The sequence below is a fragment of the Bradyrhizobium sp. USDA 4473 genome (assembly GCF_054063335.1).
Genome location: NZ_JBSSGE010000001.1, coordinates 5,843,522 through 5,865,558, shown reverse-complemented (window position 1 = coordinate 5,865,558; position 22,037 = coordinate 5,843,522). Strand labels below are relative to the sequence as shown.

Sequence of the window (22,037 nt, the reverse complement as noted above, 5' to 3'; positions counted from 1 at the left end):
TGGTCGATCATCGGGATTGCGCGCCGGGTTTCTGCCACCAGGTCTCCGGCAGGTAGCCCGTCAGCGCATTGGTCGAAGGCCGTTCTATCCGATTCCAGCGCGCGTTCCATTGCTCTCCCGCGTTAAATAGGGGGATAGCGTAGCAGCCCGACATCAAGGCCCGGTCCAGCGCACGCACCGCCGAGACGAAGGCGGGCTGCTCCCGCGCCGCCAGCAGTGCCGCGATCATGGCATCGATCGCCGGATCCTTGGCGCCCATGTAATTCCGGGTGCCCGGAACGTCGGCGGCCTGGCTGCCCCAGTAGAACCACTGCTCGTTGCCGGGCGACAGCGACTGGTCCCAGCGGATCGGGACCATGTCGTAGTCATAGGCGACGCGGCGCTGCTCGAACTGCACCGCGTCGACCACGCGTACCGCGGCGTCGATGCCGGCCCGCTTCAGGTCGCGCTGATAGGCCAGCGCGATCCGCTCATGCTCGCGGGTCGTGACCATGATCTCGAAGCGCAGCGGCGTCCCGGTCGATCGCTGCTTCAACACCGTGCCGTCGAGCGCATAGCCGGCGTCCGCTAGGAGCTTGAGCGCATCGCGCAGCACGCTGCGGTCGCGCCCCGAGCCGTCGGTGACGGGAAGGTGGTAGCGGCCCTCGAGGATGTCGGGGGCGATGTGCGCGAGGTACGGCTTGAGCAGCTCGCGCTCGCGCTCGTCGGCGGGGCGGCCATAGGCGGATAATTCCGAACCGGCGAAATAGCCGCCGGCGCGCGAATACAGTTCGAAATAGTAGTTGCGGTTGATCCATTCGAAATCGAACAGCATCAGCAGCGCCTGGCGGACCCTGATGTCGGCAAATTTCGGCCGCCTGGTGTTGAACACCAGATATTCTGATGGTGCCGGCGTGCCGATCTTGACGGGATCGCGGATCACGTCGCCGCTCTTGATCGCCGGGAAGTCATAGCCCTCGTGCCAGCGCAGCGGCTCGGGCTCGGTCCTGAAGTCGTACAGGCCGCGCTTGAACGCCTCGAACTGGCCGTTGGCGTCGCGGTAGTAATCGAGCCTGATCTCGTCGAAATTCCACAGGCCTCGGTTCACCGGCAGATCGCGCCCCCAGTAATCGGGATTGCGGGTGAAGCTCACGCTGGCGCCGGGCTTGACCTCCGCAACGCGGTAGGGACCGGAGCCGATCGGCGGCGCCAACGTGGTCTCCTCGAATTTGGCGACGTCGGTGGCATGGCGCGGCAGGATCGGCATCAGGCCAAGAATCAGCGGTAATTCGCGGTCCGCGACGCCGCCGAAATCGAACCGCACCGTCAGCGGGTCGAGCACTTCGGTCTTTGCGACTTTCGAATAATACTGGTGATGCAGCGGACGGCCGTGATCGCGCAGCAGTTCGAGCGAGAACACCACGTCGTCGGCCGTGACCGCGTGCCCGTCGGAGAAGCGCGCGCGGGGATCGATATGGAATGTCACATAGCTTCTGGCGTCGTCGGTCTCGACGCTGCGGGCGAGCAGGCCGTACAGCGTGAACGGCTCGTCATTGTTCCGCGCCATCAGGCTTTCGTAGACATAGCCGCGCTCATAGGCGTAGCCCCTGAGCTGCTGCACGGCGAGACCCCTGACGATCAGGGGATTGAGGCTGTCGAACGTGCCCTCCCGGGGGCTCAGCACCAGGCGGCCGCCCTTGGGCGCATCCGGATCGGCATAGGGCAGGTGGGTGAAGTCGGCCGGCAGCGCGGGCGCGCCATGCATCGCGAGGGCATAGCTCTCGGCCGCCGCCGCGGGGCCGAGCCAGCTCAGCAGACCCAGGACGAGTGCCGGAACAAACGCCAAGCCGAATGCCAAGCCGAATGCCAAGCCGAACGTCAAGCCGCGCCGGACAACGCGCCCGGGAACAGGTGTGTGAGGTGCGGGATTTGATTCGCGAAACGTCACGCCGAAAGGTTTATCACAGGGCGCTGAAACCCGTCGTCACATGGGCGCAAATACGCTTGTCGGCATTGATCTTTCCGCGCGCCGCTGTATTGAAGGCGTGCAATTGGATAGGCGGGAACGCCAGTCACGTATCCGCCTCAATTGACTAGGAGACAGCCGCGCGAGCAGCTGTGTTTCGCGGCTATGTGTCGGCGCCTGCAGCGGTTTCGGGCGCTGCCGTTCAGAAAGGGTTTTCCGCAATGAATTTCCGTATCTTGGCCGCCCCGGTCCGGCCGCATGGGCGCATTGTTGCCCTGATGGCGGCGACGGCATTCTCTGCAGCGCTCCTGGTTCCTGCCGCTCAGGCCCAGCAGCCGGCAGCGCCGGCGCCCGCGGCACCGAAGGCAGCGCCCAAGGCGGCACCGAAGGCAGCTCCGAAGGCGCCGGCTCCGGCAGCCCAGGCGCCCGCAGCCCCGGCACCGGCCGCGGGTCAGGCGCCCGCAGCGGCCGCCGGCCAGCAGCCGCCCCAGGATCAGCAGATCCAGCTCATTTACGCCCCCTGGACCAAGTTCTGCCTGAAGGGCCAGGAAGCCAACGCCAAGCAGGTTTGCTTCACCGGCAAGGACGGCCGCATCGAGTCGGGCCAGCCGGTGATCGCCGCCGTGATCATCGAACCGGAAGGCGAGCCGAAGAAGATCCTGCGCGTCACGCTGCCGCTCGGCATGCAACTCGTGCACGGCACCCGCATCATCGTCGACAACAATCCGCCGCAGCAGGCGCCCTACGTGATCTGCTTCCAGAACGGCTGCATGTCCGACTATGAAGCAACCCCCGAGCTGATCGCCAACATGAAGAAGGGCCAGAACCTCGTGGTCCAGGCGATCAATTCGAACGGCGCGCCGCTGACCCTGCCGCTGCCGCTCAACACCGAATTCGCCAAGGCCTATGACGGCCCGCCGACCGATCCGAAGGTGTTCGAGGAAAACTCGAAGAAGCTGCAGGAAGAGTTGCAGAAGCGCGCCGAAGAGCAGCGCAAGAAGCTGGAAGGCGCGGGCGGCGGCGCCGCGCCAGCGGCTCCGGCCAATCCGGCGGCCAAGTAAAACGGCAAGTAGGAACTTCGATCACGCGTTCAAGAAAGCGCGAGATCGTCGCTATCGAAAGGCGCCCGCAAGTGCGCCTTTTTGTCATGCGATACCGACTGGCTGATGGCAGCCTGCTGCGCTGGTGATCGTGCGCATCGTGTGCGATGTTGGTTGAAGGGCATCGCGGTTGCGTCGCGCCGTGAGCGCGGATCGTCGATGTCTTGTCCGGACAAATCCGGCGTCGCAGCACAATCACAAATCCGATACGGGAGGCCAGACGAAAGCGCGGGACAAGCGCCTTCGATGCGCAGACGCGCGTGGTTGTTCGTGACCGCTGGCCGCCATTCGCAGTCATGGAAGTCGCGCAATGTCCCAGCAAGTCAGCACGCAGCGTCGGGAACCGGTGTCCCGGCCCACAGAGCCGCCGGTCGCCGCTGCTGCGGTCGATGCTGGTATCCGCGTCAACCAGGACAACGTTCCAGGCAGCTTTCATCCCGGCATCGTCCATCTTGCGCTGGCGATGGGCGGGTTCGCGATCGGCATCGCCGAATTCGCGACCATGAGCCTGCTGCCGTTCTTCGCCCATGACCTCAACGTCAGCGAACCCCAGGCGGGCCACGCGATCAGCGCCTACGCGCTCGGCGTCGTGGTCGGCGCGCCTGTCATCGCCGTGCTGTCGGCACGGATGACGCGGCGCAATCTCTTGATCGCGCTGATGGGCTTCTTCGCGCTGATGAACGGTCTCTCCGGCCTCGCGCCGGACTATCATACGATGCTGGTGCTGCGCTTCCTCGCCGGGCTGCCGCACGGCGCCTATTTCGGCATCGCCATGCTGGTCGCGGCCTCGCTGGTGCCGATGGACAAGCGCACGGCAGCGGTCGGCCGCGTGATTCTCGGCCTCACGATCGCGACCACGATCGGTGTCCCGCTGGCCAATGGGGTGGGGCAGGTGATCGGCTGGCGCTGGGCGTTCGCGATCGTGGCCGGCCTCGCGCTCCTGACCGCCATCCTGGTGCTGATCTTCGCCCCGCGCGATGCCGCCAACACCAATGCAAGCCCGCTGCGCGAATTGTCGGCGCTCGGGCGCAAGCATGTCTGGCTGACGCTTGGGATCGGCGCGATCGGCTTCGGCGGGCTGTTCTCGGTTTACACCTATCTGGCGTCGACCATGCTGGCGGTGACTCACACATCGCCCGCTTTGGTGCCGGTCACGCTGTGCGTGTTCGGCGCCGGCCTCACCGCCGGCAACATCATCGTGCCGCGCTTCGCCGACCGCGCGCTGATGGCAACCGCGGGCGGGCTGTTGCTGTGGTCGGCGGCGACGCTGGCGCTGTATCCGCTGGCGGCCGGCAATGTCTGGACGCTGAGCGCCGACGTGTTCCTGATCGGGCTCGGCGGGGCGCTCGCCACGGTGTTGCAGACCCGGCTGATGGATGTCGCGGGCGAGGCGCAGAGCCTTGCTGCTGCGCTCAACCATTCCGCCTTCAACGTCGCCAATGCACTGGGCCCGTGGCTCGGCGGCATGGCGGTTGCGGCAGGCTATGGCTGGACGTCGACCGGCCTTGTCGGCGCGGGCCTCGCGCTGGCGGGCTTTGTGGTCTGGGCGATCGCGGTGGCGCTCGCCAAACGTGAGGGCGTGTGAACGTGCCGGGCGAATGCCGCAGCATTCGCACGCCCGGGGGCGTGTCAGTTCAGCGAGGGATTGCGCGGACGGTAGCCGCCCGACTTGTCCTTGATGAAGATCTCCGCCACCTGCGAATGCCGGATCGGCTCGCCGGACTCGTCGGGCAGCAGGTTCTGCTCAGAGACATAGGCGACGTACTCGGTCTCCGAGTTTTCCGCGAGCAGGTGATAGAACGGCTGGTCCTTGTGCGGCCGCATGTCCTCGGGGATCGACAGCCACCATTCCTCGGTGTTGTTGAACTCCGGGTCGATATCAAAAATCACGCCCCGGAAGGAGAACACCCGGTGACGGACGATCTGCCCGATCTGGAATTTGGCGGTGCGCGCTTTGATCATGGTTCGTCGATAGACCAACATTGTGGCCGATGCTAGGGGCTAAGCTTCGAATTAACCATCGGTTTACCGATTCCAGCCCTGCAAAAACCACCCGAAAACCCGCCGAGAAACTACTTTCAGAATGATCGATATCCTCAATCTGGCGCTGCCGTATTTCGGCTTGATCTTCATCGGTTACGCGTGCGGAAAAGCCAAGGGTTTGCCCGAGAGCGGGCTCGCCTGGATGAATTTCTTCCTGCTTTACGTTTCGTTGCCGGCGCTGCTGTTCGGGATCATGTCCAAGACCCCGTTTGCGGAGCTGAACAACCCGCCATTCCTGATCGCCACCACGCTCGGCACCGTGATCGCGTTCTTCCTGGCGATGGTCGCGGGCAAGCTGATCGGGGGCCTCTCGCTGCGCGAGGCGACGCTGGCCGGCCTGTCCGGCGCCTACGGCAATATCGGCTATATGGGGCCGGGCCTTGCGCTTGCTGTGCTCGGCGCCAAGGCGGCGGCGCCGACCGCGCTGATCTTCTGCTGCGACAGCATCTTCCTGTTCTCGATCGTGCCGCTCCTGATCGAGCTCACCGACCGCGACCATCCCTCGCTACTGCACGCGCTCGGCGTGGTGCTCAAGCAGATCGTGCAGAACCCGCTGATCATGTCGGCGGTGTTCGGCGCGCTGGTCGCCGCGTTTCATGTCCCAATTCCAGTCGCGCTCGACCGCACCATCCAGTTCCTGCAAAACGCGGCCGCGCCGATGGCGCTGTTCGCGCTCGGCGTCACGGTGGCGCTGCGGCCGTTCGAGCGGGTGCCGTGGGAGGTGCCGGGCGTGGTCGCGATCAAGCTGCTGATCCATCCGCTGCTCGCGTTCGGCCTGATGCTGCTGTTCGGCCCGTTCGCGCAGCCCTGGGCGGCGACCGCGGTGCTGATGGCCTCGCTGCCGCCGGCGCTCAACGTGTTCGTGATCGCGCGGCAGAACGATACCTGGATCGAGCCGGCCTCGGTCGCGGTGCTGATCGGCACCTTCGCCTCGGTGGTCACGCTGACCAGCGTGATGTGGTTCATCCAGAGCGGCCGGCTGGTGTTTCCTTGAGGAAGGTTTACCGCCGCCAGGACGGCGCGAGGCCCTCGCGCATCGCGAGCCGCCGCAGCGGGCCGAATGCGCCGAGCAGATGCAGGCCGGCGGCACGCGCCGTCTGCACGCCGAGGAAGTCGCTCAGCAGCGACCGGTTGGCGAGATCGATCGCCCAGGTCCGGCTGGCAACGTCCGGACGCCGCGCCGCCTGGTAGCGTGACAGCACGTTCGGCGCGCCGGGATCCTCGCCGCGGCCGATCGCCTGGCCCGTGATCTCGGCAATGTCGGCAGCGTCGCGCAGCCCCATGTTGAGGCCCTGCGCGCCGATCGGCGGCAGCACGTGGGCGGATTCCCCGACCAGCGCGATCCGGTCTTTTGCAAATTGCCGCGGCCGCTCGATCGCGAGCGGAAACACGTGACGGCCGCCCTCGACCTCGACGCGCCCGAGGATCGAGTGCGACTGGCGTTCGGCCGCGACGGACAATTCGTCGTCGCTGAGCGCCTTCAGGCGCTCGGCTTCCTTCGGCGAGGAGACCCAGACCACGCTGCTTCTGTTGCCGGCGAGCGGCACGAACACGCAAGGGCCGTGCCCGGTGTGAAATTCGGTCGAGATGTTGTGGTGCGGCCGCGTGTGCGTGATGTTGAAGGTGAGGGCGGACTGCCCGAGCGCGCGGCTCGTCACCTCGATGCCGGCGGCCTCGCGCGACAATGAATTGCGGCCATCGGCGCCGACCGCCAGCCGGGCGGTGAGCGACTGGCCCTGCCGCGTCGCCACCGTGACTGCGGCATCGCCCGGCTGCACCGAGGCCGCCTCGTCGTCGAACCGGGTCAGCGCGGCCATTTCGCCGGAGCGCTCCTCGAGCGCTGCGACCAGCGACCGGTTGTCGATGTTGAAGCCGAACTGCTCGCGCCCGATCTCCTCGGAGGAGAACCGCACCTCCGGCGCGCGGATCAGGCGGCCGGTGTCGTCGACCAGACGCATGGTCTTGAGCGCCGCCGCTCTGTCGCTGCACCGCCGCCAGACGTCGAGCCGTTCCAGGATCTCGGTCGAGCCGCCGAGCAGTGCGGTGGTCCGGTTGTCGGCGTAGGGAGCGCGGCGCGCCAACAGCGCGGTCCGCGCGCCGGCGTCGGAGAGAGCAATCGCGGCCGTCAAACCGGCCGGACCGCCGCCTATTACGATAACGTCATAATACTGCGAGCTGTCGGTCATACCAGGGACATTTGACATGCTTGGCCCGATTTTCAAGCCATTGCTAACCACCAAGAGTTTCCAACGCTTTGCGCGGCGGAACGCCGCAACAGCGCATATGCAAAGCCGGCCGATTCCTGATAGCACTTCGGCCGATGGAGCACTCGAGCCAGCCCGATGCGTTGCCAGAACGGATGCGGACCGCCGCATTCTCCGTTCACATTTTCACGGCGCTCGGCGCCGGCGTCGCGCTGCTGGCCATGCTGGAAGCCGTGCGGGAGCACTGGGCCAACATGTTCGGCTGGCTCGGGGTTGCGCTGATCATCGACGGGATCGACGGCCCGCTGGCGCGCCGGCTCGACGTGGTGCGGTTGCAGCCGAACTGGTCGGGCGAGGTGCTCGACCTGGTGGTTGATTTCGTCACCTATGTGTTCGTGCCGGCCTATGCGATCACCGCGAGCGGCATGCTGCTGCCGCTGGCCGCGCCGATCCTCGGCATCGGCATCGTGGTGTCCAGCGCGCTGTATTTCGCCGACCGCCGCATGAAATCCGACGACAATCATTTCCGCGGTTTTCCGGCACTGTGGAATGCGGCGGCGTTCTATCTGTTCCTGCTGCATCTGCCGCCGGTGCTGTCGACCGTCGTGGTCGCGCTGCTGATCGTGCTGACCTTCGCGCCGTTCCACGTGCTGCATCCGTTGCGCGTGGTGCGGCTGCGCTGGCTGACGCTGTGGCTGCTCGCCGCCTGGGCGCTGCTCGGCATGTACACGCTTGCCAACGATTTCGTCGTCGGCCCCTCGATCACCTTCGGTCTCTGTGCCATTGCCGTCTACATCGTCGGCAGCGATACCGTGATTCGCCGGATGAAAGCCTTCAGAGCATGATGCAATTGATCACCAGCCCGGAAGCCTGGGCTGCGCTGCTGACTCTGACTGCGCTCGAGATCGTGCTCGGCATCGACAACGTCATCTTCCTGTCGGTGCTCGTCTCGCGGATTCCGCAACCGCAGGCCGATCGCGCGCGGCAGATCGGCCTGCTGCTGGCGCTGGTATTCCGCATCATCCTGCTCAGCGTGCTGGTCTGGCTGATCGGGCTGACGCAGCCGGTGATCGCTTTCGTGAGCGTCGCGCTGTCCTGGCGCGACATCATCCTGATCGGCGGCGGCCTGTTCCTGATCGCCAAGGCGACCCACGAGATCCACGCCGAGGTCGAGGCGCGTGACGTCGAGGCGACCGACAAGCCGAGCCCGAACGCGTTCTTCTGGGTGATCGTGCAGATCATCGTCATCGACCTGGTGTTCTCGCTGGACTCGATCATCACCGCGATCGGCATGGCGCAGGACATCGAGATCATGATCGCGGCGGTCGTGATCGCCTGCGCCATCATGTACATCTCGTCCGGACCGGTGGCGCGGTTTGTCGCGGAGCATCCGACCACCAAGATGCTGGCGCTGGCCTTTCTGGTGCTGATCGGCGTGGCGCTGGTGGCCGACGGCTTCAAATTCCACATTCCGCGCGGCTACATCTATTTCGCAATCGCGTTCTCGGCCGCGGTCGAGGCATTCAACGTGCTGGCCAGGCGCAACCGCAAGAAGGCGGCAGGCTAGGCATGATCCGGAAAAGTGCGACGCGGTTTTCCCTCGCGACAAACGCGGAACGCGTTTGCGCGGAGATCATGCATCTAGTGGCCAAGTTCCAGGCGGCTTGGTCCACGCGGCTTGGTTGACAAGCCAGCGCCGTTGGCATTCGCTTGCCTGGCGCCGATATCTGAGGGGAGCGACGACATGACCAAGGCTGTGCGCGTGCACAAGGTGGGGGGCCCGGAAGTCCTGACTTATGAGGACGTCGAGGTCGGCCCGCCGGGGAACGGCGAGGTCCGGATCCGCCAGCATGCGGTCGGGCTGAACTTCATCGACGTCTATTTCCGTACCGGCCTCTACAAGGCGCCCGGCCTACCGTTCATCGCCGGCAACGAGGCCGCAGGCGAGGTTTTGGCCGTCGGCCCCGGCGTGACCAATTTCCACCCAGGCGATCGCGTCGCCTACTATTACAACCTCGGCGGCTACGCGTCCGAGCGGGTCATCCCGGCAGACAAACTGGTAAAACTGCCCGACCACATCACCTATGAGCAGGGCGCCGTGCTGATGCTCAAGGGGCTGACGGTCTGGTACCTCCTGCACAAGACCTTCAAGGTGGAGCATGGCCATCGCGTGCTGATCCACGCGGCGGCGGGCGGCATCGGACTGCTGGCCTGCCAGTGGGCCCACGCGCTCGGCGCGCATGTCATCGGCACCGTCGGCTCGAAGGCCAAGGCCGATCTCGCGCTCGCGAATGGCTGCGACCACGTCATCCTCTACAACGAGGAGAACTTCGTCGAACGCGTCAAGCAGATCAGCCGCGGCGAGCTCTGCGACGTCGTCTATGACGGCGTCGGCAAGACCACCTTCCCGGGATCCTTGTCGTGCCTGCGGCCACGCGGCTTGTTCGTCTCGTTCGGCAACGCGTCGGGCCCGGTGCCGCCGTTCCCGCTCGCCGAGCTCAACAACCACGGCTCGCTGTTCGCGACGCGGCCCAAGCTCAACGATTATGTCGGCACCCGCAAGGAACTGCTCGAAGGCGCGGACACGTTGTTCGCCGCCGTCATCAACGGCAAGCTGCACGTGCCGATCAACCACGCCTATGCGCTGAAGGATGCGGCCAAGGCGCATACCGATCTGGAGAGCCGGGCGACCACCGGCGCGGCGATTCTCAGGCCGTAAGTTTCTGCCGTCATTGCGAGGAGCGAAGCGACGAAGCAATCCGTTGTCCCGCATGCGCGGAGGGATGGATTGCTTCGCTTCGGTCGCAATGACAGTGGTTGCTACGCCACCCGCCTGGCCGCACCGACCTTCGTCAGCACGATGTCCAGGCAATCGATGACAGCGGAAATCTCTTCCCGCGTCACATTGAGCGCCGGCATGAAGCGCAGCGCGTCCGGCTGTGGCGAGTTGATCAGCACGCCGGCCGCAAATGCTTCGGCAACCACGGCCGCGCCGATCGGCATCTTGAGATCGAGCGCGACCAACAGGCCGCGGCCCCTGATCTCGCCGAGCCCATGCCGCGCCGACAGCCGCTGCAATTCGCGCTCCAGCAGCAAGCCGGCATCGGCAACCGATTTCAGGAAATCGGGTTTGCCGATCTGATCGAGCACGGCGAGGCCGGCGGCGCACATCAGCGGGTTGCCGTTGAAGGTGCCGCCCTGATCGCCGTGGTCGAAGCACGAGGCATGCTCGGTCGCGAGCAGCGCCGCCAGCGGCACGCCGCCGCCGATGCCCTTGCCGAGCGTCATGATGTCGGGTGCGATCCCGGCATGCTCATAGCCGAACAGCTTTCCGGTTCGGCCCATGCCGGTCTGGATCTCGTCGACGATCAGGAGCAGGCCGCGCTGCTGGGTCAGCGCCCGCAACTCCCTGAGGAATTCGCCCGTCGCAGGCCAGACCCCGGCTTCGCCCTGGATCGGCTCCAGCATCACCGCGACCGTCGACGCAGAGATCAGCTTGCGCACCGACTCGATGTCGTTCAGCCGCGCTTTCCGGAAGCCTGAGACCTTCGGTTCGAACAGCGGCTCGAACGCCTTCTTGCCCGAGGCCGACATGGTCGCGAGCGTGCGGCCGTGGAAGCCGCCCTCAAAGGTGATGATCTCGTGCGCGCCACCCTTGTACTTGGCGCCGAATTTGCGCGCGAGCTTGATCGCGCCCTCATTGGCCTCGGCGCCGGAATTGGCGAAGAACACCTGGTCGAAGCAGCTGTTCTCGACCAGCGCCTTTGCCAGCTTCAGGCTCGGCTCGTTGTAGAACGCCGGGCTCGGGGTTAGCAGCCGCCGGGCCTGCGCGGCCAGCGCGTCGGCGATGGCCGGCGGCGAATGGCCGAGCGCGTTGACGGCCCAACCCTGCACAAAATCGAGATAACGGTTGCGGTTGTTGTCCCACAGATACGAGCCGGCGCCGCGTACGAACACGACCTCGGGGCGGGCGGTGATGTCCATCAGCGCGTCGAACGGTTGGGTAGCGTTGGTCATGTCGATCTCCTCTGGGGTCGTGTGGGGAAGGGGCAGGCCGAAAAGCGAGAAGGCCGCGCTTTGGGGGCGCGGCCTTCTCGAAAACCCTGGCTGATGTCAGCTAATCAGCGATGGCGTCGGACACGGCGCAGCCCAGCATCGTCGCGGGAGCGACGACGGCAGATGGCGCGGCGGTGGGTCCGGTTCAGCTTCATGGCGCAGGGCCATACAGCCGAAGGGGCGGCGGTGTCAAGCGGGAGGTGATATCGCACGCAACCGGCTCGCGGAGCGAGTTAAGCTGCGACGAGGCAATCTTGGAGCAATCTTGGAGGTGGCGCCGTGATCAAGCTGCTGATCGAACGAGATCTTCCGGCCAATTTCGACGTGACCGACGACGCGCAGGCGGCGCGTCATGCGCGCATTGCGTTGGATGCCATCGTTGCGACGCAGGGCAAGATGCATTGGATCTGCACCTATGCAACTGACGACCGCAAGTTGTTTGGACTCGTGGTGGTCGACAGCGAGGAGGTCATCGATGCCTATGTGCGCAGTGCAGGCATCGGTAGCTCGGTGCGTATCCATCGCGTGCTCCGCACGTTGGACCCGGCGCTCGCCGCTCCACCGGCGCCCCATTAGGCGACGTCAGAAACCAGCGACGCTGCCGTGCAGGTCGTATTGGTCGGAGCGCTCGATCCTGGCGGTGACGATCTCGCCGACTTTGAGGGGGCGGCGGCTGGTGAGGTAGACGGCGCCGTCGATCTCGGGCGCATCGGCCTTTGAGCGGCCTTTGGCGACCGTCGGGCCGACTTCGTCGATGATCACCTGCTGGCGGGTGCCGACCTTGCGCTTCAGCCGTCGCGCCGAAATCTTCTGCTGCCGGGCCATCAGCGCATTCCAGCGTTCCTGCTTGACCTCGTCGGGCACGGCATTGCCAATCGCGTTCGAGGTGGCGCCGGCGACCGGCTCGTATTTGAAGCAGCCGAGGCGGTCGATCCCGGCTTCATCGAGCCAGTCGAGCAGATAGGCGAAATCGGCATCGGTCTCGCCGGGGAAGCCGACGATGAAGGTCGAGCGCAGCGTCAACTCGGGGCACTGCTCGCGCCATTTCTGGATCCGCGCCAGCGTCTTCTCCTGCGCGGCCGGGCGCTTCATCGCGCGCAGCACGTCGGGGCTCGCATGCTGGAACGGGATGTCGAGATAGGGCAGCACCTTGCCCTCGGTCATCAGGCCGATGACCTCGTCGACATGCGGGTAGGGGTAGACATATTGCAGCCGCACCCAAGCGCCGAGTTCGCCGAGCTCCTTGGCGAGGTCGAAGAACTTGGCGCGCACGCTGCGATCCTGCCACGGGCTCTCGGCATATTTCAGGTCGACGCCATAGGCCGAAGTGTCCTGCGAGATCACGAGCAATTCCTTGACGCCAGCCTTCACCAGCCTCTCGGCCTCGCGCAGCACGTCATTGGCCGGCCGCGACACCAGGTCGCCGCGCAGCTTCGGGATGATGCAGAAGCTGCAGCGATTGTTGCAGCCTTCGGAAATCTTCAAATAGGCGTAGTGCCGCGGCGTCAGCTTGACGCCCTGCGGCGGCACCAGATCGACATGCGGGTTGTGCGCCGGCGGCAGCGCGCGATGCACGGCATCCAGCACGCTCTCATATTGCTGCGGGCCCGTGATCGAGAGCACGCCGGGATAGGCGCTCTCGATCTGCTCCGGCTCGGCGCCCATGCAGCCGGTGACGATGACCTTGCCGTTCTCGGCCATGGCCTCGCCGATCGCAGCGAGCGATTCCTGCTTGGCGCTGTCGAGGAAGCCGCAGGTGTTGACGATCACGATGTCGGCGCCATCGTGCTTGCGCGCCAGCTCGTAGCCCTCCGCGCGCAGCCGGGTGATGATCCGCTCGGAATCGACCAGCGCCTTGGGGCACCCCAAGGACACGAAGCTCACTTTCGGCGCGGCGGCCTCTTGCATATCGTCCCAAATCTGCCTGATTGATGGGCAGGAGCTAGTCCCAATTGCCGAGAATTACAACCCTTTCCGCGGGCTTCCGGCGTGATATGGATGCTTCTCGCCGGGCTTTAAGAGTTGTCGATGAGCGCAGAATCGTCTCCCAAGATCGTCATAGTCGACGAGAGCCCGATCCGCGCGGCCATCCTGGAGGAGGGACTGCGGGAGGCCGGCTATACGGACGTGGTCCATATCAGCGAGATGCAGAGCCTGCTGTCGCGGATCTATGCGCTTGACCCCGAGATCATCGTCATCGACCTCGAGAACCCCAGCCGCGACGTGCTGGAGCAGATGTTCCAGGTCAGCCGCGCGGTCCGCCGGCCGATCGCGATGTTCGTCGATCAGAGCGACGCCGCCTCGATCCAGGCGTCGGTGGAGGCGGGCGTCTCGGCCTACATCGTCGACGGGCTCAAGAAGGAACGGATGAAGCCGATCCTCGATCTCTGCGTGTCGCGCTTCAATGCCTTTTCCAAATTGCAGGACGAGCTCGACCGCACCAAGCATGCGCTGGAGGAGCGCAAGGTGATCGATCGCGCCAAGGGCATCCTGATGAAGGTGAAGGGGCTGACCGAAGAGGAGGCCTATGTGCTGATGCGCTCGACCGCGATGCGCGAGAAGAAGAAGATCGGCGAGATCGCGCAATCGATCCTGACGGCGTCGGAGCTCTTGAAATGACCACACCCCTGCGCATCGGGTTCATCCCGCTGGTGGACGCTGCCGCCCTGATCACCGCCGTCGACAAGGGCTTCGCCGCCGACGAGGGCCTCGACGTCACCCTGGTGCGGGAAGTGTCGTGGTCGAATGTCCGCGACAAGCTCAATATCGGCCTGTTCGACGCCGCCCATCTGCTGGCACCAGTGGCGATCGCCTCGAGCCTCGGGCTCGGCCACGTCAAGGTGCCGATCACGGCGCCCTTCAATCTCGGGCTCAACGGCAACGCCATCACGGTGTCGCCAGCCCTGCACGCGGCGCTGATGGAGGAGCTCGACGGCGATCGCTTCGACCCGATGGCGACCTCGCAGGCGCTGGCCCGCGTGGTGGCAAAGCGGCGCAAGAGCGGGGCGGAGCCGCTGACCTTCGGCATGACGTTTCCGTTCTCGACCCACAATTACCAGCTGCGGTTCTGGATGGCCGCCGGCGGCGTCGATCCCGATGAGGACGTCCAGCTCGTGGTGCTGCCGCCGCCCTACATGGCGGACAGCCTCGCCAACGGCCACGTCGACGCGTTCTGCGTCGGCGCGCCGTGGAATTCGATCGCGGTCGATCTCGGCATCGGCCACATCCTGCATTTCGTCTCGGATATCCTGCTCAGCGCGGTGGAGAAGGTGCTCGCGGTGCGCCAGGGCTGGTCGGAGAAGCATCCCGACATCGTCGCGTCGCTGGTGCGCGCGCATCTGCGCGCCGCGGAGTTCATCGAGCAGCCCGAGAACCGGGGCGAGGTGGCACGCATCCTCAGCTCACCCGAGCGGATCGGCGTCGATGCCAGCGTCATCCAGCGCACGCTCGATGGCCGGCTGAAGATCTCGCCCGACGGCACCATGCGCGAGAGCAGCCGCTATCTGCTGGTCGGGCGCGAGGCCGCGGCGCGGCCGGACCCGGCGCAGGCGGCCTGGCTCTATGCCCAGATGGTCCGCTGGGGCCAGACGCCGTACCGGCCGGAGGCGCTGAAGGCTGCGATGGCCGTGTTCAGGCCCGACCTCTACGACGCCGCGTCAGGGCGCCCGGCAGGCGCCTCCAGCGCCATCGGCGCGTTCGCCGGTCCACCGTTCGATCCGGCCGACGTCCCGGGCCATCTGGCTGCCTTCAAGATCGGACGCTGGAAGCCCTGAACGCGGCGTAGTGGCTTACCTTCGGCTCCTTTGCATGGGGTTGTTTCACGAGTTTTGGTTGTTGCGGGGCCGGCGCGGGTTCCGGACGCCTTGGATTGCAACGAATAGGATTCTCGGGCCCGCTCTCGAGAAGGAATATTCCTCTCGGAACCGCGTTCCCGAAGGCGGTGGCATCGCTATTTTTGTCACCCGCTTGAATTGCGGCGCGAACGATATTCCATATGCCCGAGAATGGGGCGTTGGAGATCGACCATGCGCGAACTATCGGCGGAAGCCCGCCTGCACCTTTACGCGCGACACATTTCAAGGAAGTCCGGGACCGGCGTTCACACCGCGGCGCTGTGCAGCGCCTTTGCGGTGATCGCGGCCATCGTGTTCGGCACGCTGTCCGTCCACCCGTTCTGAGGCCCTGAGGAAACTGCAAAGCCGCCGTCTGATGTCCTCAGGCGGCGGCTTTGTGTTAGCTGGATGCTGACGGCTCAGTAGCCGTAGCCGCGACCGTAGCCGTAGCTGTAGCCGTAACCACCGCCGCAGGTATTGCAGGTCTGCTGAACCGGCGCGTAGTAGGAATAGCCCGGCGAGACCATCTCGGTGCGCTCCTGGGTGGCGTATTGCGGCGCGATGCGCTCATAGGCGACGCCTTCGGGCGCGACCATCACGGTCTGCGGCACCATCACGGTACGATATTGCGCCGGCGTGCGATGCGCGACGACGCGGCCCGGCGCGACCATCACGGTTTCCTGCACCGTGCGATATTGCGGCGGCACCGTCTGCACCTGATAGCAGGTCGTGCAGGGCTGGGGCGGCGGCGTATAGCAGCTGTAGCAGCCGGCGGAGGCCGCGCTGGCGAACGCGGCGGTGGCGACCGCGGCAATGGCGAGGGAGAGGCTGGTGCGGAACATGCTTTCGTACCCAATTTCCTGAGAGGACAATCAGAGGCTCGGAAGCTGCAACTAGCAATCAAACGGCAAGTTTGGGTTTAAGAAGACTCTTAACGGAATCTAAAGGGCCGGCGCCGCGGCCGGCCCTTGCCGATGGATACGTTTGCGGCTCAGTGCGCGGTCTTGAACGGCGCGACCGTGATGCCCGCCTGCTTCAGCGCTGCGCGCAGATCGCGCGCGATCTCGACCGCGCCATGCGTGTCGCCATGGATGCAGACGGTATCGGTCTGCATCTTGATCACCTTGCCGGTGACCGAGACGACCGCGCCATCCTGCACCATCCGCACCACGCGCTCGGCGATCGCCTTGGGATCGTGTAGCACGGCGCCCGGCTTCTTGCGCGACACCAGATTGCCGTCGTCCTCATAGGCGCGGTCGGCGAACACCTCGTGCGCCATCCTTAGATTGGCGGCTTCGCCGGCGCGCACCAATTTCGAATTCGCGAGCACCACGAAGATGAGATTGGGATCGACCGCCTTGATCGCGTTGGCGATCGCCCTGGCGGTCATGTCATCCTCGCAAGCAACATTCGAAATCGCGCCATGCGCCTTCACATGGGTGACCTTGTGCCCGGCCGCGGTCGCGATCGCCTGCAACGCGCCGATCTGATAGGCGATCAGGTTCTCGATTTCCGAGGACGTCAGTCCCGGCATCGGGCGGCGGCCAAAGCCGTGCAGGTCGCGATAACCGGGATGGGCGCCGACGCTGACGCCGCGCGCCTTCGCGAGCTCGACCGTCTTCCTCATGATGTCGGCGTCGCCGGCATGGAAGCCGCAGGCGACGTTGACCGAAGTCGCAAGCTCGATCATCGCGGCATCGTTGCCCATCTCCCAGGGCCCGAAGCTTTCGCCGAGATCGCAATTGAGGTCGATGGTTGAGGTCATGACGACAGATCCGATGATTGTTGGTGTTGGCTCACTTGCTTGAGCATCATCTTGTCGGAAAACCGCTTGGCACTTTTCCGGATGATGCTCTACGGGACGACGACCTGCCACGTCGCAGCGTCGATGGCACTGACCGCCTGTCCTGCGACGTTAGCATCTCTTAGCGCTTCGATGTTGAGGCCGAAATCCTCGATGCCGCGGAGGCGGTCGGGCAGGGACTGCAGCAGCGCGTGGAACTTGATCGCCTCGGCCTGCGCTTCCGCCATCGTCACTGCTTTGAAGCGGAACGGGCGGCCGGCGGAGATCTGCGCGAAGCGGCCGAAATCGGCCGTGATCACGGTCGCGATCTTCGGATAGCCGCCGCTGGTGCCGCGGTCCGGCATCAGCACGATCGGCTGGCCGTTACCGGGGACCTGAATGCTGCCGTTGACGGTGCCGTCGGAGACGATGTTGTGGCCGTTGAGATGCTTGATGGCCGGGCCTTCGAGCCGGTAGCCCATGCGGTCGCTGGTGGCCGAGATCTTCCACTCGCTGTCGGTGAACAGCTTCTTGCTGTCCGCGGCGAACTCGTCGTCCTGCGGGCCGAACACGATGCGGATCGGCGCGTCGGTCGCGGCCGGCAATTCGATCCGGCGCTCGGCGGCTCCGCTGGCGGCTTGTGTCTTCAATTCGTCGCCGCTTTGCAGTGGCCGCTGGTAGGGGCTGCCGAGCCCGGCGCGGGCATTGACCGCAAGGCTGCCGAACATCGGTTCGCCCTCGATGCCGTGCTCGATCGCGAGATAGCTGAACGAGCCGCCGCGCGCGAAGCCGAGATTGAGTGTCTCGCCGTCGGCCAGCGTTGCCGAGCTGTCGAACGCAACAGGCCGGCCGCCAATGTCAGCATTGCGCGATGCGCCGGCCAGTCCGATGCGCACGGCGCCGTTGCGCGCGGTGAAGCTGGCGCCGAACGGGCCGATCTCGACCGCGGCAGCGAACGGCGCATTGCCGACCAGGATATTGGCCGCGGCCAGCGCAAGCCGGTCCATCGCGCCGCTCGGCACCAGGCCATAGCGCTGCGAGCCCGGGCGACCCGCATCCTGCACCGAGCTCGCCGGGCCGATCGAGGTGACGACGAGCTTGCTCATGGCGTCACCAGTTCTGCGACGAATTCGCCGGCCGCGGCGGCGCGGTCCTGTTCGGCAAAGGTCTTGGCGTCGATTGCCGTGAAGGTGATGGCATCGCCCGGCTCCAGCAGGAAGGTCGGATCGCGATGCAACTGATAGGTCCTCACCGGCGTGCGGCCGAGCAGGTGCCAGCCGCTCGGGCCGGCCAGGCACTGCACGCCGGTCTGGATGCCGCCGATCGAGATGGTGCCGGCGGGCGTCAAGAGCCGCGGGTCCTTGCGCCGGGGCATGTGCAGGAATGTCTCCAGACCGCTGAGATAGGACCAGCCGGGCGTGAAGCCGATCATGGCGACGCGATAGTCGCCGGCGATGTGGCGTGCCACGATGTCATCCGGCGTGGTCTGGAGCGTCTTTGCGACATCCTCGAGGTCGATGCCGTGCTCGCCGCCATAGGTGACAGGGATGCGCCAGCGCCGCGTTCCGGTCTCGCTCGGCAGCGCCTTGGCGGCGCGCGCCAGCAGTTGCTCGCCGAGCGCATCGAAGCCGATCTGCACGGGATCGTAATGCACCAGCAGCGAGCGGTAGGTCGGCACGGTCTCGGTGATGCCGGCGATCGGCTCGGCCGAGATCATGCGGTCGAGCGCGAGCACCCGCCGGTTGGCGGCATCATCGATGGTGCGGCTGAATTCCACCGTGACGGCGCTGTCGCCGCTCGGCAAAAGGCGGGGAGGACTTAAGGGTTCGGCCATGGGACAAGCAGGCTTCGGTCGCCATCAAGCTAGCGTGTTTCGATCTAAAACGGAATTCGCTTCGTGCAAAATGATGCAGCAACTTCAATAAATTAATCGGCATGCCGGCGATAAATTTAGATGATCGCAGGATTTTCGTTCAGCCCTTGACGCAACGCCCTTGCCCGGCAACATGCGCCAGTCTTTTTCCTCCCATCGGAGCAAGCTTTCCAGATGTCACTGTCCACTGAGGCGATCGCGACGCTGTCGCACGTGTCCACCGCCACCATCACCACGGTCCTGCTCAAGAAGGGTCTGCGCAACATCTGGATGCGCGGCACCAAGCCGCTGAAGCCCGGACAGAAGCGGCTGGTCGGACCCGCCTTCACGCTGCGCTTCGTGCCGGCCCGCGAGGATCTGGCGACGCCGGAATCCTGGTCGTCGCCGATCTCGACCCGCACCGCGATTGAGGCGATGCCGGCGGGCTGCATCGCCGTGGTCGATGCCATGGGCATTAACGATGCCGGCATTTTCGGCGACATCCTCTGCGCGCGCATGGTCAAGCGCGGGGTGACGGCGCTGATCACCGACGGCGTGGTGCGCGACGTCGAGGGCGTGCTCGGCACCGGCCTGCCGGTGTGGTGCGACGGCTATGCCGCGCCACCGTCCGTTGCAGGCCTGACCTTCGTCGGCTGGGGCGAACCGATCGGCTGCGGCGGCGTTGCCGTGTTTCCGAATGACGTGGTCGTGGCCGACCAGGACGGCGCGGTGCTGATCCCGCAGGCCTTCCTCGATCACGTGCTGGCCGAAGGGCCGGAGCAGGAACGGATGGAAGCCTGGATCGTCAACGAGGTGAATAATGGTGCCCAGCTGCCCGGCCTGTATCCGATGAACGCCGAGACCAAGGCACGCTACGCCGCGACCAAGAAATAACGTCAAGAGAGGGAGGTAACCCCATGGATATCCACGTTTCCGGCTCGCGGCCGACCCGCCGCGCGCCGGCGGAGCATTTCACCGGCAGCGTGCTGCAGGACCCGATCAACATGGCGCCGGCGCCGGCGCGGCTGAACGCCTCGCGCGTCTCGTTCGAGCCCGGCGCGCGCACCGCCTGGCACACCCATCCGCTCGGGCAGACGCTCTATGTGATCTCGGGCATCGGCCGGGTGCAGGCCAAGGGCGGCCCGATCCGGGAAATCCGCCCCGGCGACGTCGTCTGGATTCCGCCGAACGAGAAGCACTGGCACGGCGCTTCGCCCGACAACAGCATGACCCATATCGCCATGCAGGAGGCACTCGACGGCGTGTTCTCGACCTGGATGGAGCACGTCACCGACGAGGACTACAACGGCAAGATCGGTTGAACGCAGCCGCGAGCTCAAACCGAAAAGCCCCGCTTTCACGAGTGGGGCTTTTTGTTTTCGGTGACCGTAGCCCGGATGAAGCGCAGCCCAATCCGGGGCGCCCCCGCGGCAAGAGTTCCGGATTTCGCTGCGCTCCATCCGGGCTACAAGAGGTCAGTTCACCCGCGTCCAGGTCTGGCCACCGCAGAACATGCCGCCGAATGCGCAGCCCTGGACGCGCAGCGTGTCGGGGCCCTTCAGCGCGATGGTGGAATCGTACGTGCTGCCGCTGTTCGGATCGAAGATGCGGCCGCTCCATTTGTCCTTGCCGGGCTTCATGTTGATCAGAACCTGCTCGCCGTTGGCGTTCGACTTCTTGTCGACCGAATAACCGCAGAGATTGGCACCGCATTGCTCGATGCGGACCTTGCCTTCCTTTTCCTCGGTCAGCCAAAGGCCGAGCGGGGAGTTGGCTGCTTGCACGGGGGTTGCTGCCGGCTTGGGCGCCGGCGCGCTTGGCGGCGCGGTGCCGACAGTGACGGGCCTTGCCGGCGGCGCTGCGTGGGGCGGCGCGTGTGACGGCGGTGTGGTCGCGGCGGCCGGCTGAGATGTTGCTGGCGCGGCCGGGGCAGCAGTCTGATCAACGGTCGCTGGAGCAGGCGCTGGCGCCGCAGCAGGTGGTGCAGCCGGCGCGGTTTGAGAATCCGTCTTGGCTTCCTTCGGAGCCGGCTCGCGCTTCTGCTCGGCATCCTTGCTCCTGGCGCGCTTGGTGTGGCGGGGAGTATTGTCGTAGACGCCGGGGATCGAAACCGTGCCGCGATCGGGATCGATGCGGATGGTGCGACCGCCATAGTCGAAGGTGTGTTGCGCCTGTGCTGCGGCCGTGCTTGCCAGCGCAAGGGTGGCGATCGCCAGAAGCTGCCTCATCTCGACCTCCACTGCAGGGAACCCCTTCGCAAGGGCTATCCGGTGACCGCCTCGTTGAACGTGTCCCAAATCACGGTCAGAACATGAGTCGTGTCCTCACCGATGAGGTTCAAATCACTGATTGCGGTCTGGTTTCAGGCGATCCGCATCGAATGATGAGCGCGTGCGTTTGACGCAGGCTATTCGAACCACGCAGCGTAGATCTTCGCGTAGCTGCCGTCTTCGCGCGCGATGTGAAGCCATTGGTCGACGAACGCCTTCAAGGCGACGTCGCGCTGCATCCAGTAGGCTTTCTCGGCGAAGTCGAACGGCTTGTCGGGATGCACGGCGCAGAGCACGCCGGGGTGCAGCTTCTGCTGATAACGTGTCTCGGACGCGTCGGTCATCATCAAATCGGCGTCGCCCTTGGCGATCTCGTCGAAGATTCTGGTGTTGTCGTTGAAGACACGGATGTCGGCCGCCTTCACATGGGCGCGCGCGAACCGCTCATTGGTGCCGCCGGGATTGACGATGACGCGGGTGCCGGGCTGGTCGATCTCGGCGAGGGTGTCGTACTTGCCCTGGTCGGCGCAGCGCGCGATCGGCGTCTTGCCCTCGCGCATGATCGGTGTCGAGAACAGGCCCTTCTTCTGCCGGTCGAAGGTGATGGAGATGCCGCCCATTGCGATGTCGAAATTGTCGGCCTCGAAATCCCTCATCATTTGCGGCCATGATGTCGGCACGAACTCGACCTTGACGCCGAGCGCCTTGCCGAGTGATCGCGCCATGTCGACATCGAAGCCGCGGAAGGTATTGGTCTCCTTGTCGAGCGCAGTGAACGGCAAATAGTCGCCGGTCATCCCGACGCGCAGCGTGCCGCGCTTGACGATCTCATCGAGCCGGGACGGCGCGGTCTGCGCATGCGCGGCGGACAGAAGCAAAGCGAGAGCGAGGCCGGCCAGCGCGCGAAACATAAAAGTGTTCTCCATTGCGGTGCCCCTGGGTGGGCGTCGT

General features: G+C 65.4%; 23 protein-coding genes. 12 read left to right on the top strand and 11 right to left on the bottom strand.

The window, feature by feature from the left end; genetic code table 11:
• Positions 1-7: 7 nt before the first annotated feature.
• The gene (locus ACVW17_RS27715) at positions 8-1,744 is read right to left on the bottom strand and encodes an extracellular solute-binding protein (RefSeq protein ID WP_456756542.1); all 1,737 of its coding nucleotides are present in this window, start codon (positions 1,742-1,744) and stop codon (positions 8-10) included.
• Between the two features lie 422 nt (positions 1,745-2,166).
• Between ACVW17_RS27715 and ACVW17_RS27710 the strand changes: the two genes are divergently transcribed.
• Complete coding sequence (locus ACVW17_RS27710) at positions 2,167-3,006, top strand: invasion associated locus B family protein (protein ID WP_456754812.1); 840 nt, start codon at positions 2,167-2,169, stop codon at positions 3,004-3,006.
• A gap of 349 nt (positions 3,007-3,355) precedes the next feature.
• The gene (locus tag ACVW17_RS27705) at positions 3,356-4,630 is read left to right on the top strand and encodes an MFS transporter (protein ID WP_456754811.1); all 1,275 of its coding nucleotides are present in this window, start codon (positions 3,356-3,358) and stop codon (positions 4,628-4,630) included.
• Positions 4,631-4,674: 44 nt separating this feature from the next.
• Here the strand turns inward: ACVW17_RS27705 and hspQ are convergent, their stop codons facing one another.
• Positions 4,675-5,007 (bottom strand): heat shock protein HspQ, encoded by a 333-nt coding sequence (gene hspQ, locus ACVW17_RS27700; protein ID WP_021081543.1) that lies wholly within the window; start codon positions 5,005-5,007, stop codon positions 4,675-4,677.
• A gap of 121 nt (positions 5,008-5,128) precedes the next feature.
• On the opposite strand from hspQ, the gene ACVW17_RS27695 reads away from it, so the two are divergent.
• Positions 5,129-6,082 carry an AEC family transporter gene (locus ACVW17_RS27695; protein WP_456754810.1) on the top strand — a complete coding sequence of 318 codons (954 nt, stop codon included), beginning with the start codon at positions 5,129-5,131 and terminating at the stop codon, positions 6,080-6,082.
• A gap of 7 nt (positions 6,083-6,089) precedes the next feature.
• On the opposite strand, the gene ACVW17_RS27690 is transcribed toward ACVW17_RS27695, so the two are convergent.
• The gene (locus ACVW17_RS27690; protein ID WP_456754809.1) at positions 6,090-7,274 is read right to left on the bottom strand and encodes a UbiH/UbiF family hydroxylase; all 1,185 of its coding nucleotides are present in this window, start codon (positions 7,272-7,274) and stop codon (positions 6,090-6,092) included.
• Positions 7,275-7,408: 134 nt separating this feature from the next.
• Here ACVW17_RS27690 and pcsA point away from each other — a divergent pair, with 134 nt between their 5' ends.
• The 3 genes from pcsA to ACVW17_RS27675 all read left to right on the top strand — a co-directional run bounded on the left by pcsA (position 7,409) and on the right by ACVW17_RS27675 (position 10,011).
• Positions 7,409-8,137, top strand: coding sequence for a phosphatidylcholine synthase (gene pcsA, locus ACVW17_RS27685; RefSeq protein WP_456754808.1), 729 nt, complete (start codon positions 7,409-7,411; stop codon positions 8,135-8,137).
• Entirely contained in the window at positions 8,134-8,859 is a 726-nt protein-coding gene (locus ACVW17_RS27680; RefSeq protein ID WP_456754807.1) for a TerC family protein, read from the top strand. Before pcsA ends, ACVW17_RS27680 begins: the two co-directional genes overlap by 4 nt.
• A gap of 177 nt (positions 8,860-9,036) precedes the next feature.
• A complete protein-coding gene (locus ACVW17_RS27675) occupies positions 9,037-10,011 on the top strand; it encodes a quinone oxidoreductase family protein (protein WP_456798102.1) in 975 nt (324 codons plus the stop codon).
• Between the two features lie 101 nt (positions 10,012-10,112).
• Here ACVW17_RS27675 and ACVW17_RS27670 read toward each other — a convergent pair whose 3' ends face one another.
• Entirely contained in the window at positions 10,113-11,309 is a 1,197-nt protein-coding gene (locus ACVW17_RS27670; RefSeq protein WP_456754805.1) for an acetylornithine transaminase, read from the bottom strand.
• Between the two features lie 318 nt (positions 11,310-11,627).
• On the opposite strand from ACVW17_RS27670, the gene ACVW17_RS27665 reads away from it, so the two are divergent.
• Positions 11,628-11,924 (top strand): hypothetical protein, encoded by a 297-nt coding sequence (locus tag ACVW17_RS27665; protein WP_456754804.1) that lies wholly within the window; start codon positions 11,628-11,630, stop codon positions 11,922-11,924.
• 6 nt (positions 11,925-11,930) lie between these two features.
• On the opposite strand, the gene rimO is transcribed toward ACVW17_RS27665, so the two are convergent.
• A complete protein-coding gene (gene rimO, locus ACVW17_RS27660; RefSeq protein ID WP_456754803.1) occupies positions 11,931-13,256 on the bottom strand; it encodes a 30S ribosomal protein S12 methylthiotransferase RimO in 1,326 nt (441 codons plus the stop codon).
• A 120-nt stretch (positions 13,257-13,376) separates the two neighbouring features.
• Here rimO and ACVW17_RS27655 point away from each other — a divergent pair, with 120 nt between their 5' ends.
• From ACVW17_RS27655 to ACVW17_RS27645, 3 genes are all read left to right on the top strand, one after another.
• Complete coding sequence (locus ACVW17_RS27655; protein ID WP_018271619.1) at positions 13,377-13,967, top strand: ANTAR domain-containing response regulator; 591 nt, start codon at positions 13,377-13,379, stop codon at positions 13,965-13,967.
• Positions 13,964-15,121: a CmpA/NrtA family ABC transporter substrate-binding protein gene (locus ACVW17_RS27650; RefSeq protein ID WP_456754802.1), complete on the top strand. Its 1,158-nt coding sequence runs from the start codon at positions 13,964-13,966 to the stop codon at positions 15,119-15,121. The genes ACVW17_RS27655 and ACVW17_RS27650 overlap by 4 nt, the downstream gene beginning before the upstream one ends.
• A 252-nt stretch (positions 15,122-15,373) precedes the next feature.
• Positions 15,374-15,526: a hypothetical protein gene (locus tag ACVW17_RS27645; protein WP_456798101.1), complete on the top strand. Its 153-nt coding sequence runs from the start codon at positions 15,374-15,376 to the stop codon at positions 15,524-15,526.
• A 74-nt stretch (positions 15,527-15,600) separates the two neighbouring features.
• Here the strand turns inward: ACVW17_RS27645 and ACVW17_RS27640 are convergent, their stop codons facing one another.
• The 4 genes from ACVW17_RS27640 to pxpB all read right to left on the bottom strand — a co-directional run bounded on the left by ACVW17_RS27640 (position 15,601) and on the right by pxpB (position 18,798).
• On the bottom strand, positions 15,601-16,023 hold the full coding sequence (locus ACVW17_RS27640; protein ID WP_456754800.1) for a hypothetical protein: 423 nt from the start codon (positions 16,021-16,023) through the stop codon (positions 15,601-15,603).
• A 149-nt stretch (positions 16,024-16,172) separates the two neighbouring features.
• Entirely contained in the window at positions 16,173-16,946 is a 774-nt protein-coding gene (locus ACVW17_RS27635; protein ID WP_456754799.1) for a LamB/YcsF family protein, read from the bottom strand.
• 89 nt (positions 16,947-17,035) lie between these two features.
• Positions 17,036-18,070 carry a 5-oxoprolinase subunit C family protein gene (locus ACVW17_RS27630; protein WP_456754798.1) on the bottom strand — a complete coding sequence of 345 codons (1,035 nt, stop codon included), beginning with the start codon at positions 18,068-18,070 and terminating at the stop codon, positions 17,036-17,038.
• A complete protein-coding gene (gene pxpB, locus ACVW17_RS27625; RefSeq protein WP_456754797.1) occupies positions 18,067-18,798 on the bottom strand; it encodes a 5-oxoprolinase subunit PxpB in 732 nt (243 codons plus the stop codon). Before pxpB ends, ACVW17_RS27630 begins: the two co-directional genes overlap by 4 nt.
• Before the next feature lie 213 nt (positions 18,799-19,011).
• Between pxpB and ACVW17_RS27620 the strand changes: the two genes are divergently transcribed.
• Positions 19,012-19,710 carry a ribonuclease activity regulator RraA gene (locus ACVW17_RS27620; RefSeq protein ID WP_456754796.1) on the top strand — a complete coding sequence of 233 codons (699 nt, stop codon included), beginning with the start codon at positions 19,012-19,014 and terminating at the stop codon, positions 19,708-19,710.
• A gap of 23 nt (positions 19,711-19,733) precedes the next feature.
• Positions 19,734-20,138, top strand: a complete 405-nt coding sequence (locus tag ACVW17_RS27615; RefSeq protein ID WP_456754795.1) for a (R)-mandelonitrile lyase — start codon at positions 19,734-19,736, stop codon at positions 20,136-20,138.
• A 153-nt stretch (positions 20,139-20,291) separates the two neighbouring features.
• Here ACVW17_RS27615 and ACVW17_RS27610 read toward each other — a convergent pair whose 3' ends face one another.
• Positions 20,292-21,044: a DUF2147 domain-containing protein gene (locus ACVW17_RS27610; protein WP_456754794.1), complete on the bottom strand. Its 753-nt coding sequence runs from the start codon at positions 21,042-21,044 to the stop codon at positions 20,292-20,294.
• A gap of 179 nt (positions 21,045-21,223) precedes the next feature.
• Positions 21,224-22,012: a transporter substrate-binding domain-containing protein gene (locus tag ACVW17_RS27605; RefSeq protein ID WP_456754793.1), complete on the bottom strand. Its 789-nt coding sequence runs from the start codon at positions 22,010-22,012 to the stop codon at positions 21,224-21,226.
• Positions 22,013-22,037 lie beyond the last annotated feature (25 nt).

Bases quoted from the DNA above. Each gene is read 5' to 3' on its own strand.
- ACVW17_RS27715 (WP_456756542.1), bottom strand. From the start codon at position 1,744: ATGCATGGCGCGCCCGCGCTGCCGGCCGACTTCACCCACCTGCCCTAT.
- ACVW17_RS27710 (WP_456754812.1), top strand. From the start codon at position 2,167: ATGAATTTCCGTATCTTGGCCGCCCCGGTCCGGCCGCATGGGCGCATT.
- ACVW17_RS27705 (WP_456754811.1), top strand. From the start codon at position 3,356: ATGTCCCAGCAAGTCAGCACGCAGCGTCGGGAACCGGTGTCCCGGCCC.
- hspQ (WP_021081543.1), bottom strand. From the start codon at position 5,007: ATGATCAAAGCGCGCACCGCCAAATTCCAGATCGGGCAGATCGTCCGT.
- ACVW17_RS27695 (WP_456754810.1), top strand. From the start codon at position 5,129: ATGATCGATATCCTCAATCTGGCGCTGCCGTATTTCGGCTTGATCTTC.
- ACVW17_RS27690 (WP_456754809.1), bottom strand. From the start codon at position 7,274: ATGACCGACAGCTCGCAGTATTATGACGTTATCGTAATAGGCGGCGGT.
- pcsA (WP_456754808.1), top strand. From the start codon at position 7,409: ATGGAGCACTCGAGCCAGCCCGATGCGTTGCCAGAACGGATGCGGACC.
- ACVW17_RS27680 (WP_456754807.1), top strand. From the start codon at position 8,134: ATGATGCAATTGATCACCAGCCCGGAAGCCTGGGCTGCGCTGCTGACT.
- ACVW17_RS27675 (WP_456798102.1), top strand. From the start codon at position 9,037: ATGACCAAGGCTGTGCGCGTGCACAAGGTGGGGGGCCCGGAAGTCCTG.
- ACVW17_RS27670 (WP_456754805.1), bottom strand. From the start codon at position 11,309: ATGACCAACGCTACCCAACCGTTCGACGCGCTGATGGACATCACCGCC.
- rimO (WP_456754803.1), bottom strand. From the start codon at position 13,256: ATGCAAGAGGCCGCCGCGCCGAAAGTGAGCTTCGTGTCCTTGGGGTGC.
- ACVW17_RS27655 (WP_018271619.1), top strand. From the start codon at position 13,377: ATGAGCGCAGAATCGTCTCCCAAGATCGTCATAGTCGACGAGAGCCCG.
- ACVW17_RS27650 (WP_456754802.1), top strand. From the start codon at position 13,964: ATGACCACACCCCTGCGCATCGGGTTCATCCCGCTGGTGGACGCTGCC.
- ACVW17_RS27645 (WP_456798101.1), top strand. From the start codon at position 15,374: ATGCGCGAACTATCGGCGGAAGCCCGCCTGCACCTTTACGCGCGACAC.
- ACVW17_RS27640 (WP_456754800.1), bottom strand. From the start codon at position 16,023: ATGTTCCGCACCAGCCTCTCCCTCGCCATTGCCGCGGTCGCCACCGCC.
- ACVW17_RS27635 (WP_456754799.1), bottom strand. From the start codon at position 16,946: ATGACCTCAACCATCGACCTCAATTGCGATCTCGGCGAAAGCTTCGGG.
- ACVW17_RS27630 (WP_456754798.1), bottom strand. From the start codon at position 18,070: ATGAGCAAGCTCGTCGTCACCTCGATCGGCCCGGCGAGCTCGGTGCAG.
- pxpB (WP_456754797.1), bottom strand. From the start codon at position 18,798: ATGGCCGAACCCTTAAGTCCTCCCCGCCTTTTGCCGAGCGGCGACAGC.
- ACVW17_RS27620 (WP_456754796.1), top strand. From the start codon at position 19,012: ATGTCACTGTCCACTGAGGCGATCGCGACGCTGTCGCACGTGTCCACC.
- ACVW17_RS27615 (WP_456754795.1), top strand. From the start codon at position 19,734: ATGGATATCCACGTTTCCGGCTCGCGGCCGACCCGCCGCGCGCCGGCG.
- ACVW17_RS27610 (WP_456754794.1), bottom strand. From the start codon at position 21,044: ATGAGGCAGCTTCTGGCGATCGCCACCCTTGCGCTGGCAAGCACGGCC.
- ACVW17_RS27605 (WP_456754793.1), bottom strand. From the start codon at position 22,012: ATGGAGAACACTTTTATGTTTCGCGCGCTGGCCGGCCTCGCTCTCGCT.